This window comes from Chitinophaga sp. (genome assembly GCF_035538455.1).
GTDB lineage: Bacteria > Bacteroidota > Bacteroidia > Chitinophagales > Chitinophagaceae > Chitinophaga.
This window is the reverse complement of the sequence record NZ_DATLKJ010000088.1, coordinates 20,412-37,263: the sequence shown is the minus strand read 5'-3', so window position 1 is coordinate 37,263 and position 16,852 is coordinate 20,412. Positions and strand designations below refer to the sequence as shown.

At 43.7% G+C, this 16,852-nt stretch carries 16 protein-coding genes; all 16 read left to right on the top strand.

Annotation, left to right across the window (positions count from 1 at the left end):
- Window positions 1–3: 3 nt before the first annotated feature.
- Complete coding sequence (locus tag VM802_RS10235; protein WP_325529990.1) at window positions 4–480, top strand: hypothetical protein; 477 nt, start codon at window positions 4–6, stop codon at window positions 478–480.
- On the top strand, window positions 477–791 hold the full coding sequence (locus VM802_RS10230) for a hypothetical protein (RefSeq protein ID WP_325529988.1): 315 nt from the start codon (window positions 477–479) through the stop codon (window positions 789–791). Before VM802_RS10235 ends, VM802_RS10230 begins: the two co-directional genes overlap by 4 nt.
- Before the next feature lie 18 nt (window positions 792–809).
- Window positions 810–1,607, top strand: coding sequence for a hypothetical protein (locus VM802_RS10225; protein WP_325529986.1), 798 nt, complete (start codon window positions 810–812; stop codon window positions 1,605–1,607).
- Between the two features lie 27 nt (window positions 1,608–1,634).
- Window positions 1,635–1,811, top strand: coding sequence for a hypothetical protein (locus VM802_RS10220; protein WP_325529984.1), 177 nt, complete (start codon window positions 1,635–1,637; stop codon window positions 1,809–1,811).
- A gap of 33 nt (window positions 1,812–1,844) precedes the next feature.
- Window positions 1,845–2,510, top strand: coding sequence for a hypothetical protein (locus VM802_RS10215; protein WP_325529982.1), 666 nt, complete (start codon window positions 1,845–1,847; stop codon window positions 2,508–2,510).
- Between the two features lie 3 nt (window positions 2,511–2,513).
- Window positions 2,514–3,578 carry a peptidoglycan-binding domain-containing protein gene (locus VM802_RS10210; RefSeq protein ID WP_325529980.1) on the top strand — a complete coding sequence of 355 codons (1,065 nt, stop codon included), beginning with the start codon at window positions 2,514–2,516 and terminating at the stop codon, window positions 3,576–3,578.
- A gap of 19 nt (window positions 3,579–3,597) precedes the next feature.
- Window positions 3,598–4,050 (top strand): peptidoglycan recognition protein family protein, encoded by a 453-nt coding sequence (locus VM802_RS10205; protein ID WP_325529978.1) that lies wholly within the window; start codon window positions 3,598–3,600, stop codon window positions 4,048–4,050.
- 28 nt (window positions 4,051–4,078) lie between these two features.
- Window positions 4,079–4,732: a hypothetical protein gene (locus VM802_RS10200; RefSeq protein ID WP_325529976.1), complete on the top strand. Its 654-nt coding sequence runs from the start codon at window positions 4,079–4,081 to the stop codon at window positions 4,730–4,732.
- A gap of 84 nt (window positions 4,733–4,816) precedes the next feature.
- Window positions 4,817–5,026, top strand: coding sequence for a hypothetical protein (locus VM802_RS10195; protein WP_325529974.1), 210 nt, complete (start codon window positions 4,817–4,819; stop codon window positions 5,024–5,026).
- Between the two features lie 34 nt (window positions 5,027–5,060).
- Window positions 5,061–5,729 (top strand): hypothetical protein, encoded by a 669-nt coding sequence (locus VM802_RS10190; RefSeq protein WP_325529972.1) that lies wholly within the window; start codon window positions 5,061–5,063, stop codon window positions 5,727–5,729.
- A gap of 35 nt (window positions 5,730–5,764) precedes the next feature.
- Window positions 5,765–5,983, top strand: coding sequence for a hypothetical protein (locus tag VM802_RS10185; protein WP_325529970.1), 219 nt, complete (start codon window positions 5,765–5,767; stop codon window positions 5,981–5,983).
- Window positions 5,958–6,515, top strand: coding sequence for a hypothetical protein (locus VM802_RS10180; protein WP_325529968.1), 558 nt, complete (start codon window positions 5,958–5,960; stop codon window positions 6,513–6,515). Before VM802_RS10185 ends, VM802_RS10180 begins: the two co-directional genes overlap by 26 nt.
- Before the next feature lie 70 nt (window positions 6,516–6,585).
- Window positions 6,586–11,373 carry a strawberry notch C-terminal domain-containing protein gene (locus VM802_RS10175; protein WP_325529966.1) on the top strand — a complete coding sequence of 1,596 codons (4,788 nt, stop codon included), beginning with the start codon at window positions 6,586–6,588 and terminating at the stop codon, window positions 11,371–11,373.
- A 23-nt stretch (window positions 11,374–11,396) separates the two neighbouring features.
- On the top strand, window positions 11,397–13,106 hold the full coding sequence (locus tag VM802_RS10170; protein WP_325529964.1) for a P-loop NTPase family protein: 1,710 nt from the start codon (window positions 11,397–11,399) through the stop codon (window positions 13,104–13,106).
- A 302-nt stretch (window positions 13,107–13,408) separates the two neighbouring features.
- Window positions 13,409–14,995 carry a vitamin K epoxide reductase family protein gene (locus tag VM802_RS10165; protein WP_325529962.1) on the top strand — a complete coding sequence of 529 codons (1,587 nt, stop codon included), beginning with the start codon at window positions 13,409–13,411 and terminating at the stop codon, window positions 14,993–14,995.
- Window positions 14,996–15,336: 341 nt separating this feature from the next.
- On the top strand, window positions 15,337–16,851 hold the full coding sequence (locus VM802_RS10160; protein WP_325529960.1) for a redoxin family protein: 1,515 nt from the start codon (window positions 15,337–15,339) through the stop codon (window positions 16,849–16,851).
- The last annotated feature ends 1 nt before the right edge of the window (window position 16,852 follow it).

Genomic DNA, 16,852 nt, shown 5'->3' with positions numbered 1-16,852 from the left:
ATTATGTTACTTAGCAATATTCTGCATCATGAAGTATCTATCCAGCAGCAGGATCAAATATCCTGTTTCCAGATCAATATTCCGCAAGGAACAACAGCCATAACAGGCATAGAGACCGGGATTCGGATGAAAGCTCCGTTTAGCGCTTATCGCGGTGTGTTTACCGCAGGACAACTTCAGCTATTTACGCAGGGATCGATAGACAGGTGCAATTGTCAGTATGTTACAGTACCACAGATAAATACAGGAGGACAGGAACTAGGGTACACGCATTACCGTTCGGGCTTCACCTTTGTCACTGCACTGGAAAAAAGTGGGATTGCTCAAAGCTGGTACAGGGAGCCGGATCAGTTAATTCTTCCTTATACACCTATCATTTATGGTATTTATAAAGATCAGCTGGCTGGACAAACTGCTTACATCGTGAACATATACCTGTGGCTTACAACCGATGATCAGTACAAACAATCGATCGTATGAATCAGATAATCGCGACGGAGTATATCAGGCAAAGAATGCAGGAGCTGGGTTATGGCGACAATTACCGCTTGCGTCTCAGACATTTTGTTCTACCGGCTGCTGCAACCGTGCGGATTGATATTGCTGAACAACTGCTTGTACTGCTGGAGTGTGTTGCATTTACCCGTATCAATAGCGACAGTGGGTACTTTGATCTGGCAACTGAACAAGCGAATGAGCTACAGTATGAACACAGGGGTACAGTCACAATGCAAAATCTGTCTGCTGTTCCTGCTCATCTACAATTCCTGCAGGCGATACCATATACCTGAAGCCAAACAATACAGAACATGCCATTAGTCGAAGATAAATATGATCCGCAGAAGATAAACCACATAAGACGATTACTACAGCGGGAATCGGACAAAGGAAGAGCCAAAGACTATGAGATCATTATCGATGGTTTTAAGGTCATTCCCCGGACCTGTGATATTAACGAGTTTGATGATTACGAGCAGGAGCTGACGCCAGATAGTCGTAGTATCAGTATCCTGATCTATGATAGTCCGAACACAAACCGTAATACACGCTATTCATTCAATCGTCGGCTTGAGCCAGGTAAGGGGCTTGATGGACTCGGTGAAGTGGAAAACCTTATCAGTCAGCGACTGGCAGAGAATAACCGCGAACATGAATTGGCGCAGTTAAGGGAGAAACTGCAACAGGCGGAACAGCAATTAGATGAAGCCGAAGAATATGCCGACCAGCTACAGGCACGCATTTCAACTCTGGAGGAGGAGAAAAGAAAACATCATATCAGCTGGGGAGACATTGGTGCTCACATACTGATGGGTTTTTTGAAGAAGAATACCGATAAACTTCCGGCCCTGGCTGGGTTGCTGGATGATAGTATGAATGCAAACACGGCACCATCACAAGAGACAGCGAGTTATCAGCAAAGTACAATAGATGAAGCCACCGGTAATCGTTTGCTTCTGTTGCAGGAAATGCAAGAGAAGCTGACTGAAGAACAGATCATTGGCGTGCTCAGTATAATCGCACATCTTACTACCAGGCCAGAGCAGATCCAGACTGTTATCTCGTTGCTTCATAGCAATGTGGATAGTGCCGGGAGTGCAGCACAATAAAATTCATTTTCTACTAAATCAGAACAAATGAAGTATTCTTTCACAATTAATCTTGAAACCAAAACGCAACATGAAGCGGAGTTGAAAGTGAAGTCCCTTACTGTACTGGCTTCCAGGCTAACTGCTTTAGAGTTGGAACGATTGGCCCATATTGTTAAGAACGATCCTGTGAAAACTGCTCTGGCAAAGCAATACTTAATGTAAACCGCATTGGTCGAACGCTTCATTACCACCATCATGGAAGAAGAATTAACACTGAAGGAAAAGCTACAGTATGGACTGGTGGGTATTATCGTCATTGGTGGCGCTGTTATAATTGCTCGCCGGGCAATCTTAAAGGATCGTGCAAACCGCGAGCAGCGCCTTACCTATATCGATGGTAATCCCGCGACATATGCCAAACAGATTAAAATGGCGTTTGACAATGATGGCTGGTGGGGAACTGATGTAAAATCTTTGCGTACGGTGGTACGGCATATACCCAGCAAACAGGTCTTCAAGGAAACAATGGACTCTTACGCTAAACTATATAACCGTTCGATGATGTCTGATATGCAAAAGGAGTTGAAGAGTACTGAATATAATGAAATGCTTGCAATCATTAATGTGAAACCAGAAAGGAACAATGGTGTACAACAGCAGTTATCTCCTGCACAGTACCAGAGTTGGGCAATACGGTTAAAAGCAGCATTCGATATGGCTTATGGAATGTTCCCTGGTACTGATGAAGCAGCGATTAAAGCTGTTTTCATTGAAATACCTACTCAGTCAGCATTTGAACAAGTGGGGCGTGTTTATAGAACAATGTACGGTAATGACTTAAAGCATGATCTGCGTCATGAGCTGGAGTTTTGGGAATACCCTTCCTATATGCAGATCATTTATAATAAGCCAAAAGTATAAGGCATGAAAGTAAAAAAGAAAAGTACCGCTAAACGAGCGAACAGTAAGGGAAAGCGCTCTGCAGTATCTGCAAAGGCCAATAATATAGTTCTTACTACCCTAGCAATTGGTGCAGCCGGTATAGTAGGCTACCTGGGTTGGCAGTATATAAAGAAGAAACGGAATCGCTCTGCGGACCTGGATAGTGCCGTATTTCGTAATACCCCATCCAATATAGAACCAGCTGGCGTGAAAAATACGACTACTGCTATTTCGCCATCAGGTAATGTGAATAGTCCCCTACCTTCTGATTCCTTACCATCCATTCCAATTGATGATCCGGATATAAAAGAAGCTATGAATACACCGATCAGGATAGGTGGCCGGAGAAATAAAAACAAGGTAAAGAATGATGAATTTCCTCTGAAACGTGGTAGTAAAGGAGAAAAGGTAAGACTACTGCAGCAGGCGCTCATTACCAAATATGGTGACAAGATACTGCCCAAATATGGAGCAGACGGTGCTTTTGGTGCAGAGCTGGTTGCAGCATTGAAGAAACTAAAATTTTCAACTACGGTTTCTGAAACCCTCTATAATGTATTGGTAGGTAATGGTGCAGACAGTAACGTAACTGATAGCCTTTCTCTTGCCCGCCAGTTATTCAGTGCAGCCCAGCAGAGGGATTTCAACAAAACTATTTCTTTACTCAATAGTATCAACAGTGCAGCGCAATACAGTTCAGTAAGCAATTATTTTAAAACCTTTCGCTTAAATGGAGGTGCTCGTAAAACATTGGTCAATGGCCTTCTTACCACATTTACACGTGATGATCAGAAACAACAACTAAGATTAGCCTTTGCAAAAATGGGGTTGCAGTATGACGGCAATAAATGGAGCCTATCCGGCATAAACGGTCTACCGATCATTACTACGATGCCCGCCCGTATATGGGTAAATAGCCTCCAATCTGTCACTGTTCCTGCCCATACGGTACTTGGACAGCAGATAAGTCGCAAACTGGATTACATTCTCTTTAGTAACAATGGCCGTTATTTCCTGGTGCATGCGAGTTGTGCCCGGACTCTTTAATCATCAAAAAACAACTATCATGACGACAGTACAAAGAAAATTGCTGCGCAAACAGAGGCGAATAGCAGCATTGAAGCAAGCTACTGTGCAGCGACAGAACATTCGCTATATCGTGGTACATTCCTCTTTTACCAAAAATGACCTCCCTTTAAATGCCCTGGAGAATCTGCCCTATCACTATGTGATCACCAAGAGTGGCCGTTTATTGAGCTTACACGAAGTCCACCCAAAGGACGGCACAATTGAATTGGCATTACTTGGAGGAATGGATAAGGAGGGGAATCATGTTGACAGCCGTACTGTTCATCAGAACGAAACCCTCTTTAACACCCTGGTAATGCTGACTGAACGTTTTCCTGATGCCCATATCAAATCAGCCGACCAGTTATACGTGTATAGCTTTCCTAATCCAGGGTTTAATATCCAGCAATGGCTGACAGAATACCTTCCAGCATTGCTGTTGGTCGCCTGATTTCTTTCACCTTTCCAATTAATACTTTATGATAGAGCAATTAAAACAATTACTCTTTGCAAGAGGTTACCGGCTATTTACACGCCCGTTTGAACTGAATATCATCGGTGTTCGCAGTGCTAATCATGTGCCGAATGCATTCAGTGATCATATCTACGTAGTATATATGGATGCAAATGGTAGCTGGCAACTTCGTTCATATGAAGCTACAACAGATCCCGGTACTCCCTTTCTGTTATCACCCATCAATAGCGCCGGTGCCGCTATTCTCAAACCTGGTCAGTACAAGGATTGTTATGCCATCGGGATGCATCGCGGACAGTATCTGGCCCTGGTGCAACGTAGACCTGTAACTGTGATAAGGGATTATAACCGTAACAATGTTCCGGATTATACAACTGGCAAAGAACAGACAGGTATGTTCGGTATCAACATCCATCGCGCAGCAGCTTATGGGAAAACTAAGTTGGTAGATAGCTTTAGTGCAGGCTGCCAGGTCTTTGCAGATGCTGATAACTTCCAGGAATTTATGCAGCTTGCCGAACGGCATAAACAACAATACGGTAACATCTTTACCTATACGCTTATTCAGCAACCACCATCTTCAGCATCAGCAGCGGCTATCCGACCGGTCGCTGCTGCTCTGGATAAACAGGCGGTCCCTTTATCCGACGGCCAGTGATCGTCATTGCCGGGGTGACGCTGGCCGTGGGGGCACTTACCCTTTTATCCTACCGTATGCTTTCAAAGATTTAAAAGCAAAACTATGAAACAATTTTTTCAGCAACTATTCAGAGACAAGAATGGTACCTATAGTCTGCGGGAAGTGGCTGTAGGGTTATTATTGATGGTACTTCTGGTAAGTTGGATCGCACAACAGTTCTACGGAAAGGACTTGCCGGAGTTTATGTTCTTTTCATTTTCCTCATTGGTAGCAGCAGGGTGCTTTGGCTACAGCATGGAGAGACGACAATAAGCAGGTGAAAACTTTAACCACAAAAAACAATTAAATGAAAACTACAATAATGAAGCTCGTTAATGTTTTTCGTATAGCCTTCTTTGTGATCGGCGTATTGGTATTCTTTACCACTACTCGTTTGTTTAACGGATGCCATAGAAAGCCTGTAGTCGCGGTAGCTCCGGCTACTATGAACATAGCTCCGGTGGTTACAGAAGATATGACAGCGATTTATCGTCAGCGTATTACACAGCTGGAAGCTGAAAGAACCGAGTTGTCAAAGAAGGTGGTGGCTACCACACATGCACTGACAGCTGTAAAAAGAGACAATAAAGCATTACAGGCGCAACTGGAAGAACAGATCATAACTTCACTACAATTATCGGATACAACTGCCTTATTGAATAATTGTGATAGCATCAAACAGATCGCCAGTGACTTATTGCAATCATCAGCAGAAAAAGATAGCCTTTATGATGCACTGGCTACTTCGCTACAGCAAAAGGTGGATATACAGGATAGCACTATACAGATACAATCCCAACAATATGCAGCTATACAGATGAATTATAGCAATGCACTAGCTGCACAGCAGACACTTTTAGACCAGAATTTACTATGTCAAAAGCAACTGCGAAAGCGAAAGATTGGCAACAAGCTGTTATCCTTTGGTTTGGCGGCATTAGCTGGCACCACAACATACCTACTTCTGAGTAGGTAAGGAACCATAATCTTGTTACTTGATACATTATTATAATGCAGCGCTCAGAGAAAACAATTATTTCCGCATCTACCTTAATTACCACGCTACTTTTCTATGCTTATGCAAAAGCTGCAGGCAAAGAATCTGCCCCGTTGGTTATGGTAGGCGCATTCGCGGGCACCCTGATTGGAGAAGCGATTGCAGATAGTTTCAGCAGTACGACACAATACAATAATACTTTTATTTATGCCAAAGGTTCAGATAGTCGATGATGTAAGTTCTATCAGAATTGCAAGGGATGGACTTACTCCACAGCTGGTGCATAAATGGCAAGTCCGGGTAATCAGCATCATGCAGGGCGATACCCTCTGTATTGATATTGGGGAAGGGCCACTACGCCATATTTATATACGGTTCAGCGATGTCACCAGTCCAATTGTAAATAATGTCATTGAGCTTCAGAATAGAGTTATAGAGATGTTGGGGACACATTTTACAAAGCAGGATACCACCAACTCACTGTTGGTTCAGACGCGTGATACTTTAAAGCAGTTGCTCGATACAATAACAGCTAATGGTGGTATTGGTGGAGCAAAAGAACCGATGCGTATAGATGAAAGTATACCGAACATCCTTTATAAGGGGTATAGTAATCCTGGCGTCGAACCCAATGTAGCAGCATGGGCAATCGAAAGAGTTGAACGTAATGGAGACATCTTCAGCTATCGGTGGGCAGAAGGTACGCAAGACTACCGCTTCATATGGGATTTGAGGTATGAGCTTTCCTACAGGCCACTGGCTTAGTACAAGTAATTGGAGAAAGCCGCCAATTTTATATCCTCTTTCCCAAAGAAAGTTGAATTGTACCTGAGCTATGGAAAGATTGTTTGAAAACAGGCTCTCATTCGTTCGGCAGATGATGAAAGCCTTCGTACAGGAAGATGGCGGAGGCCATACAAAAACCAGCGTTGAAAAACTGGCGGCACAGCAGTATGGGATTACTGATAAAACAGAAGTAAAAGAGCTTACTGAGCTGGCTATTGTGCGTGTAGCCCGATTCTATGCACAGGCGACAGACCAGACCGTACGTGAGCGATACGGGAAGATCGTTGCTTTATACAACCGGCAGGTCAACCTGTCACACCGTACCAGCCAATCAATACTGCTTCAGCAATACAGCACTCCGGCACCTATTGGCTTCCTGATGGGCATATTCTGTGAGCTGGATACATTCAGCAGCCGGGGCAGGTTGGCCTTTGAGCCAAGCGCAGGTAACGGATTACTTACTATAGCAGGTGATCCCAGCTATATTTATGTCAATGAGGTGGACCCGCTTCGTCGTGAAAACCTCTCTTCGCAAGGATATGCAAATGTATGGGATAAAGATGCCACCATTCCATTTACCGGCCTTGATTATATGTTTGATGCCGTGCTGACCAATCCGCCCTTCGGTATACTGGATAGACCTGTGTATTATAACGATTACAAAATCACTACCCTTGACCACCTGATGGCCCTGCGTGCGCTTGATACAATGAAAGATAACGGGAAGGCCTCCATCATCATTGGTGGGCATACAACATGGGACAAGCTGGGACGGATACAGGCTGGTAAGAACCGCATTTTCTTTAACTACCTATACAACCATTACTATGTTAAAGATGCCATCAATCTTGATGGAAAAAAACTGTATAGCAGGCAGGGAACAGCCTTTGACGTGCGTCTTATACTGATAGCAGGCCGTAAGCCTAAGCCCATAGGCGCAGCACCACTCAAACAGGCTGGGGACGAAGAAGTACACAGCTTCGATGATCTGTTCGAGCGGGTGATGGCAGCTATGGGCAGGTCATATAACGACCAGCCAGAGATATTAAAAACAGAATCCATGAAACATCTGGAAGCAAAGGCCCAACATATATTACAAATGCTGCGAAGCAATACAACAATTCCTGGCACACTTGAAGCTCCTTACCAGCCTGCTTCAGAGGCTTGCGTGGTATTGAACACACAAGTGCCGGACAGTATGGCCTATGAAACACAGTCAGCCGTTGAAAGGGTTCGTATAGCCGTAGGTGGTGATATGGATAATTTTGTTCGTCATCGCCTCGGCTATACCACGAAAATAGAGCTATGTCGCGCCCTGTCTGCCGAGCAGATAGATGCTGTAGGCATGGCCATCTATAACATTGAAGCCCGCAACCAGGGTATGATTATCGGAGATCAAACCGGCATAGGCAAAGGACGTGTGGCCGCTTCTGTTATACGGTATGCCTGTCAACAAGGACTAAAACCTATATTCCTCACAGAGAAAGCCAATTTGTTTAGTGATATTTATCGCGACCTGGCCGCCATCGGCAGCGGGCATTTGCGCCCGTTTATTGTGAATGCCCGCGAAAGTAAGACCGACATAAAAGATGAAGACGGCAATGTTGTATACCAGGCGCCTGAACCAAACGTACAAAAAGATATTATTGCCAGCAGGCAACTGCCACCTACCTATGACTTTGTGGTAGCTACCTACAGCCAGTTTAACCAGGAAGATAAAAAACCACAAAAACCCGCCTTTCTCCGTGCGGTAGCAGAAGACAACGTCTTCATCATGGATGAAGCGCATAACAGTTCCGGAGCTTCCAATACAGGTATATTCATGCAAGGGGTGGTGGCCAGGACGCGGGGAGTTGTCTTTTTGAGCGCCACATTTGCTAAACGCCCTGACAATATGCCAATCTACGCGATGAAGACTGCTATAAGTGATTGCACCATGAGTAAAGAGAACTTGGTTGAAGCCATCACCAAAGGCGGCGTGGCACTGCAGGAAGTACTCAGCGCACAGCTGGTGAGTGAAGGACAAATGCTCCGCCGTGAGCGCAGTTACGAAGGTGTAGAGGTTAACTACATTACCCTTACTGATAAAACAGAAGAACACAGCGCCATAGCCGATAATGTCACCGAAATCATCCGCGATATTATCGCCTTCCAGAAAGCCTATGTGGATTCTATTATCAAGGAGCTGGATGAGATAGTAGCTGCAGAGGGTAAATCTACAGAGTTGCGTGAAGGGACCAACCAGGCAGGAGTGGATAACCTGCCATATTTCTCCAAAGTGTTCCAGGTGATCGGGCAAATGCTGTTTTCTATCAAAGCAGAAGCTGTGGCAGATAGAGCGATCATGCGTTTGAGGGAAGGAAAGAAACCTGTTATTGCATTTGCTTCTACGATGGGGAGCTTTATAGAAACATTGCAAAATGATGTTGGGTTGCCTGTGAGTGATGGAGATATTATTAATGCAGATTTTTCGGAAGTGTTGTGGCGTGGGCTGGACGGGGTAATGCGCTACACGGAAAAAGATCCAGCAGGTAATTCTATCCATAAAAGATTTACGCTAAGTGAGCTGGGGCCTGCTGCTATAATGGAATATGAGCGTATTGCAGCACGCATCAGAACCGTATCTACCGGAATCACTATTTCTCCTATAGATGTGATTGTGCAGAAGCTCAAAGCTGCGGGATACTCTGTAGCAGAAGTAACCGGGCGCAAATATGAGCTGCAACTCAATCACAGCACCGGCATGGGGCTGGTACGATCCCGCAGAAGAGTGAACACCAATGATGCCTTCCGGCAATTTAATAATAATGAGGTTGATGTACTGCTGATAAACCAAAGCGGCAGCACTGGCGCATCGGCGCATGCGATTCCTACCAGTAAAGTGCCTGCCGACCAGGTGAAGCAGCGTGTGATGATCGTACTACAAGCCGAACTGGACATTTCTACCGAAGTGCAGAAGCGCGGACGCATTAACCGCACAGGGCAGATTATCAAACCTATATATGATTATATTACTTCTGCCATCCCTGCCGAACAACGGCTGATGATGATGTTACAGAAAAAGCTGAAATCGCTCGATGCCAATACCAGCTCCAATCAGAAGCAATCCAATAAAATACTTGATGTGCCTGATTTCTTAAATAAGTACGGAGATAAGATTGTAAAAGAATACCTTATAGAAAACGAAGAAGTCAACAATCTGCTGGACGACCCTTTGTATATTAAAAGATCGCTGGAAGATAGCGTTGATAGTGAACCATCCTACAGTGAAGACGCTGCCATGAAAGTGAGTGGCCGTGTAGCAGTACTTTCTGTAAAAATGCAAACGGATTTTTACAGTGAGGTTTCCAGCCGTTATAACGATTATGTAGAATATCTGAAACAGGTTGGCGAATATGATCTGGAAGTAGAGGCAATGGAGCTACAGGCGGAAACCACCAATGCCCGTGTGATAAAAATGGGTAACGGTGCTGGGAGCGTGTTCGGCACAGACAGCATACTGGAAACCGTTAAGGCCAATGTGCTGCGCAAACCCTTCTCCCGCGCGGAACTCGACACCCTGCTGGCTGAAGCCATAAAAACAGGTACACCGCAGCAGTTACAACAGCAATACATAGATAACTACACTCAGTATTGGCAAACCGCGTTGGATAAAGAACTACAGGAAACAGAACAGTACTATCAGCAATTAATAAACGATATACCAAATGAAAAGAAAATACAGAAGCTAAATACTGGTACGACAGAGTGGACAAAAGCAGTAGCAGAGCGGGAAAAAGAACTACAGGAATCAAAACAGAAAAAGATCGAGCTACTGAATAAAACTGCCAAAAGTAAAAAAGACTACCTGGTAAAACTGTTCCGTTTCTTTACCATTGGCCGCAACCTTTCTTATACAGTTTTCAACTTTGAGAAAGGAAAAGAAATGATACCTGCCGTGTTCCTGGGTTTTGTCATAGACCACCGCAAGAAAAACCCTTACCTGCCCTCGCAGGTGAAACTGCGCTTTGCCGTTGCCTCCAGCATGAAATACATTGCACTCCCCGCGTCCATGTCAGCAGATGTGCTGGCGATCATCGGAGCCAGTGTGGATACGGAACAGCCCAAAGACCAGGATACGTTACTAAACAACTGGCAGGAGTATATCCGGCAAAGCAGCGTGGACAGGAACACCCGTCATATCATTACCGGAAATCTGTTACAGGCATTTGCAGGTTATAAAGGAAAACTGGTAAGCTATACTACCCTGGACGGACAAACGAAAAAAGGCATCCTGATGCCGGAGTATTGGGACACCGGGAAACCGGATGAAGAGCGTGTAACCGTACCCATCATTAAAGCCCTGCCCCTTATCCGCAGCCTGACGACCAATGGGCAACTAAATACCGACAATGGTTTATCCTTTTTTAAAAAAAACGATGCTTACCGGGTGATCGTGTCCAGTTCCCGGCAACGTGCGGGGGAGCTGTTCTTAGATAAAGACCTGCTGGCACTGGTGCGTGGCGGCAACTTTGAGAAAGTATCTAACAACATGAGCGCATGGGTAGAGGAAAGCAACCTTCAGCCGTTTGTACAGATCCTGAACGATAAGCACAAACATGCGGTAACCCTTACCCCATACCAGTTCCAACATATAGATAAATCAGCCAATACTGTAACGGCACTGCGCAGCATTGAACTGCCGCCACCGGTGGACGAAGCGGCAGAACAAATAGCGGCACAGCAGCAGGCAATCACAGCAACACAAAACCACCAGCAACCCGATATAAAGCTGCTGGAGCTGGAAGCCAAAGCCCTCATCATAAAACTCAAGCTGCAAATGCGGCTGGCTGCATAGCACATCATCTAAACACGATCACTATGTTTACAAAGGATAATTACTTTAAACAGGTAAAGGATATAGATATAAACAGCCTGCCCGATTGGTTGCAGGAAAGCCACCAGTTTGTAGTAGAGGCTACGAGTAATGGTAAGGACTGGAATGGCTATGATAAAAGCCCGGTCATCAAAGAAGCCATAGACCTGCATTTTAAGGGGATGGCAAAACATCTGTCCAGGAAAACCAGCAAATCAAAACCAAAAGCAAAGCCAAAATCGCTGCCAGACGATGAAGCTAAGGAGCCTGATCTGTTTTGCCCCGACAAAGATTCCTTATCACCGGAGTTCTGGCAGGCCAGGGCCTTAGCTATGCAGTATTTGGAGCCTTATGTACTGCGCGGGAACCCTTTAACCTCGATCCATAAGGGCTGGATCAACGGTAAGGATAAAGACAATGTTGTTTTTATCGACCCGGCGGATGATATAATCGTGGTTAGGAAAATTGCAGGGCAAGACGTTGAGGAAGTTTTTTCAGCAGTGGGCCTGTATAAAGAGATTGCTGGAAATATAGGTAAGAAAAAGCAGGAGCCTGCTCCATCTTCCATCAGCATGGTATCCCGCATACCGGAAGAACTCCGGTTCATAAAACGCTTTGTGAACCTGAATGGGAAGACACAGACCAAAGAACAACTGCTGCGCTTTATCAACTCACTACAGAAAGCTATTGTCGAAAAACGTATCCGCAAAACCTCCGAGTGGGCGGAGCAAATCCGTTATATACAGGACAGGTTAGTGGAAACCTATAACAAGATAAACAGCAAAACTACGATCACCCTATCCCCGGAAACAGCAGAGAAGTTCAAACAATTTGCAGTATCAGAAAAGCTGCTGGCGTCTGTTGGTTATATCAAGCGGTATATCGGTATGCATGAAAAGCCGGGCATAAAGGATAAAGCAAAGGCACTGTTATCACAGATTGACAAAGCTGTGGAGAAAGGGATTATCACCGAAAGCGACCCGTATATAGTGCCTCTGTACGATATAAAGAAGAACCTCAGAAATTTTCTATCAGAAAGGAATACTAAAACACTCAGAATAGAAACCGCCACCTTAAATGGTTTACAGGGTATCTTATCCGGGCTGGAAGGGTGTAGCTGTGGTGGCAATAACAATGATCTTAATGGCGTGGAAACCACGTCTGAAGTGATGAGTAGCATGGACTTTGCGAACATGCAATTCTCTACTATTGGCCTGCAGGGCAAGTGGCGCGATTTTATAGGCGACCCGGCGCCGGGGTTTACGGCAATGATTAGCGGTAGGCCCAAATATGGTAAATCTACGCTGTGTGTGGCATTTGCCGGACACCTGGCGCGTGAGCATGGCACGGTACTGTTTGTAGCTAACGAAGAAGGATTGGGCATCACACTGAATGAAAAATTGAAAGCTGCAAAACATCCCCGCCTGATGGTAACGGATACATTGCCCGCTAATCTATCCCCGTACCAGTATATTTTTATGGACAGTGTTACCCGGCTGGGGCTAAACCCGGATGATCTGCGCAGATTGAAGGCCGCCAACCAGGGCAAGGCATTCGTATATGTGTTCCAGGTCACCAAAGATGGACGTTTCCGGGGACCAAACGACTTTCAACATGACGTGGATGTGGTAATAGATATACCGGAACGAGGTAAGGCTGTGCAGATGGGGAGATATAATCAGGGCGGAGAGATGGATATATTCGAAAATTTGTAAGTACTCCTATTTTTTTATTTGTAAGCTGACGGTTAAAATGTATTTCACCGTTAGCTTACTATTGCTTTTTGAATATCAGACTGATAAAATCAGCACAAAAATTTGTTGCTATTATAAAAATCACTATTTTCATAGTGACTGAAACAACAGTTGTTCAACCCAGTTTAAGTTTAAGAATGAATCGTTAGCCTGAGATGTAAGTCATTAGCCTAAAAGTTATACGAGAGAACCCTGTTGTGCCCAACTTTTCGGAATGTTCAAATTTAGTTTTCTCAATACTACCCCCAACTATTCCATATCTAATGAAACAAAAAGTAGATATAATTTTTAATTATCTCCGTCTACTCACGGGCTTTTCTGTTCCACGTGGATACATCGAAGCCTTTTTTAGGGCACATACAGCACCAGATTCAATGGTTTGCGTTACGGATATGCTGGATGAGCTGAACATTGATTATGTCGCAATAGAAATTGACAAAGCTCAATTTCATGATATGCCTACACCTGTAATTGCATTCAGAGACGATAAGGATTTTGTTTTGATTGAGCATACGGAAAAATATGCAAGGAAGTTTCCTGAATTTATAAATGAATGGAACGGAATCATTATAGTTGCGGAAATTCACTCTTCCGCTTCTATTAATAAAGATGTTTACAGGAATTTCAGTACGGCGGCGATAGAGTCAGGTGTACTTATCTTCACAGGCATCATCGTACTTTTCATTTGGCCTATATTTTTCGCGATACGCGCTCAGGACGTACGTCTGATTGTTATAGAGGCATTAGCATTAGCAGGAATTGGGCTTGGGACGATTATCAGTGTTCAAACATGGGGGCTGACCGATATTGCAGATAAATTTTGCAATGCTATGGGTACTGGTTGCGAAAAAACCTTCAGGACAAATAAAGCAATGCTATTTAGTTGGTTGAGTTTAACTGACTGTGTTGTTGTTTTCTTCCTGGCACAGCTCATAAGTACACTTCTTCCATTCCCTAATGCCAAGGTGTTATTACTGACACTCACTCTGGTTGCCCCTATAGCCAGTATTACTGCGCTACTAGCTATATTTTACCAGGCATATAGAAAACAGTGGTGTATATTCTGCCTTTTCATTGCAGCTGTTGTGCTGCTTCAGCATGCAATCCTTTTACCTGGTTCACAATTATCAGCTCTCGTGAAATTTAATCGCTCCATTTCTTTTGGGTTATACCTGATGGCGTCGCTGATAAGTTTGGGGAGCTGGATTTTAATAAGGCGCTTAATGATCAGTAGTAAACAACATACCCTTACTACTGAGAGATTTTCCCGGTTTAAAAAAAGCGAAGCGTTGCTTTCTCCACTTTTAACAAGCGGCTCCCAGGTTGATACTGCTTCGTTTGCCCATGAAGTACAGATTGGCAACCCGGATGCACCATTACAGCTTGATATTGCTTGTTCTCCTTATTGTGTCCCTTGTGCAAAGGCCCACGAGGTAATTGCTGAACTAATTTGTTTACGCCAGCAAAAAATAGGCGTCCGTATCTATTTTAATTACCAGTTGAACATGAGTGGAAATAAGGGAAACAAAGCAATCCAGCACATTTTACAGGCAATAAAAGAGTTTACGGCTAATCGCGATACAGATGCGGCAAGAAAGATCAAACAAGATATTCTACATGACTGGTTTAAAACAATGGACTTGGGGGAATTTGACCAATCCTACCCGATAACAACTGATAACGTAGATGATGCGCTTGAACATGGTGCCTGGTGCAGCAGACGGGAAATTACCTATACACCGACTATTTTTATTAATGGCAACAGGCTTATGGCACCTTATAATTATTACGACCTGCCGGAAATCTTGCCGGTGCTGCTTAATAAATTTGAAATAAATGCAGTCGTTTAATTTTTTTGTTTGCAAACGAAGCAGGTAATAGGATTCCTGTAAAAATCCTTAATTAATCAACTTTAAACCTTGAAAAAGTTATGAAAAAAAATGTCAACCTCGGTGCATTGGCACCACTCAAACAACTTTCAAAGAATGAACAGCAAAAAATAACTGGAGGTGCTGTTGCCTGTAGCTGCAATGGAACACCTGTGGGTTATGTAAGCTGTCAGACAGCAATAGAATGTGTAGAGAACTGTCAGGCTCTATGTAAAGCGGTCAACCCCTGATCGTAATCTATATTTGAATTGGGCTATACAGCCCAATTCTTTTTCATATATTACAAAGACTTAAACGTTGCTATGAAAAAAATCCTTTTTACTATTTTATTATCCCTTGTCGCGCTAACAATATTTGCCCAAAATGCAATAGTAACAGGCTATATCCCACATGCAGATAACATCGAAGTACTTGGATATGCTCCTTTTGGCATATTTAATAACATATACGCCAGCCAACCCTTTGGTAAGATTACCAAGGAGCGTTTAATTCTTCATATACCTGTAAGCCAGCCTTCTTTTGTAAGGCTGGAAAGTAAATTATTTTCAATGACGCTCCTCCTTTTCCCCGGAGATTCTGTACATTTTGAAAGAAGGGAAGAGGAGGGGAAAAACAAATTGGTATTCTCAGGAAGCAATGCCGGAGGAATTGATTGGTACAATAATACGACTATACTTAAAGGATTATCAGTTGATTCAACCATCCGTTTTGAATTGAGCAAAAACTCGGAGCCAGTCCTTATTGAATCCGCCATAGCGGGTATCATTGATAAAGGCAAAAGCCTTATGAGCGGGATGGTCAGAAAAAGTGCGGTTACCAGTGCCTTCGCTGACAATATGATTCTTGCAATAGAATCACTCACGACCTTTTGGGCGATGAATATGCTTTTACTCGAAAAATCTCCGGACTATCCACATCGCATCAGTAAATTATCAGATAACAATCTCGATTCAGTCATTACTTGGGTACTGAAAACATATGATCCGTTTGCGTTAAAATACAGGCATGTACCCTTGTCTGCAAACAATGTGCAGAAAAAAGCGAGCTTAATGCAAAAGGGCGTAATTGCCGCAACCAAGTTGACTGTCCTGCCTAAAGCAGATTATGAGCATTTAGGTCCTCAACAGGTTGACATGAAAGGATATGGATACGCACCTGTAGAATACCAGGAGGCATTATGGTCGAACCGGACCTTGCTTGCGCTGACCAATGGTTTGGAAGATAAACAGATAATAACTACAGGTATCGATTTTGTAAAAACAAATTTTCCTGGGAGTGCTTATATCCCCTACCTGGAAAAGGAGTTTGCAGAAAGATTCACAGGTAGTGTAGAATATTCAGGGAATATTTTAACGACCTACAAAATCAACGACACGAAGACATCATCCAATAAGCTATTAAAGTCCGATTCGTTACCAGAACTAATCAAAAAAGAGTTTGCGGGTAAATATGTTTTTGTTGATTTGTGGGCTACTTGGTGTCCACCTTGTAAAGCTGAATTTCAGTATGAGGATCAGCTCAGCCAGTTCCTTAAAAAAAATAATATCGAAATGCTTTATGTAACTTTCGATAGCGAGGCAAACCAGAAAAATTGGGAAACCTTCATTGTAAACTACAAATTGAAAGGCTATCATTACCTGCCGACAAAGAAATTCATTACTTCACTGGAGACCACACTAAACACGCACCGATTAACAATTCCAAGATATTTACTTTTTGACGACCGGGGACAACTTGTGGAAGTAGATGCACCCAGGCCGAGTACAGGTGAACAGCTTTTCAGCCGAATACAGGAGAAATTAAAGCCCAATAAATAAC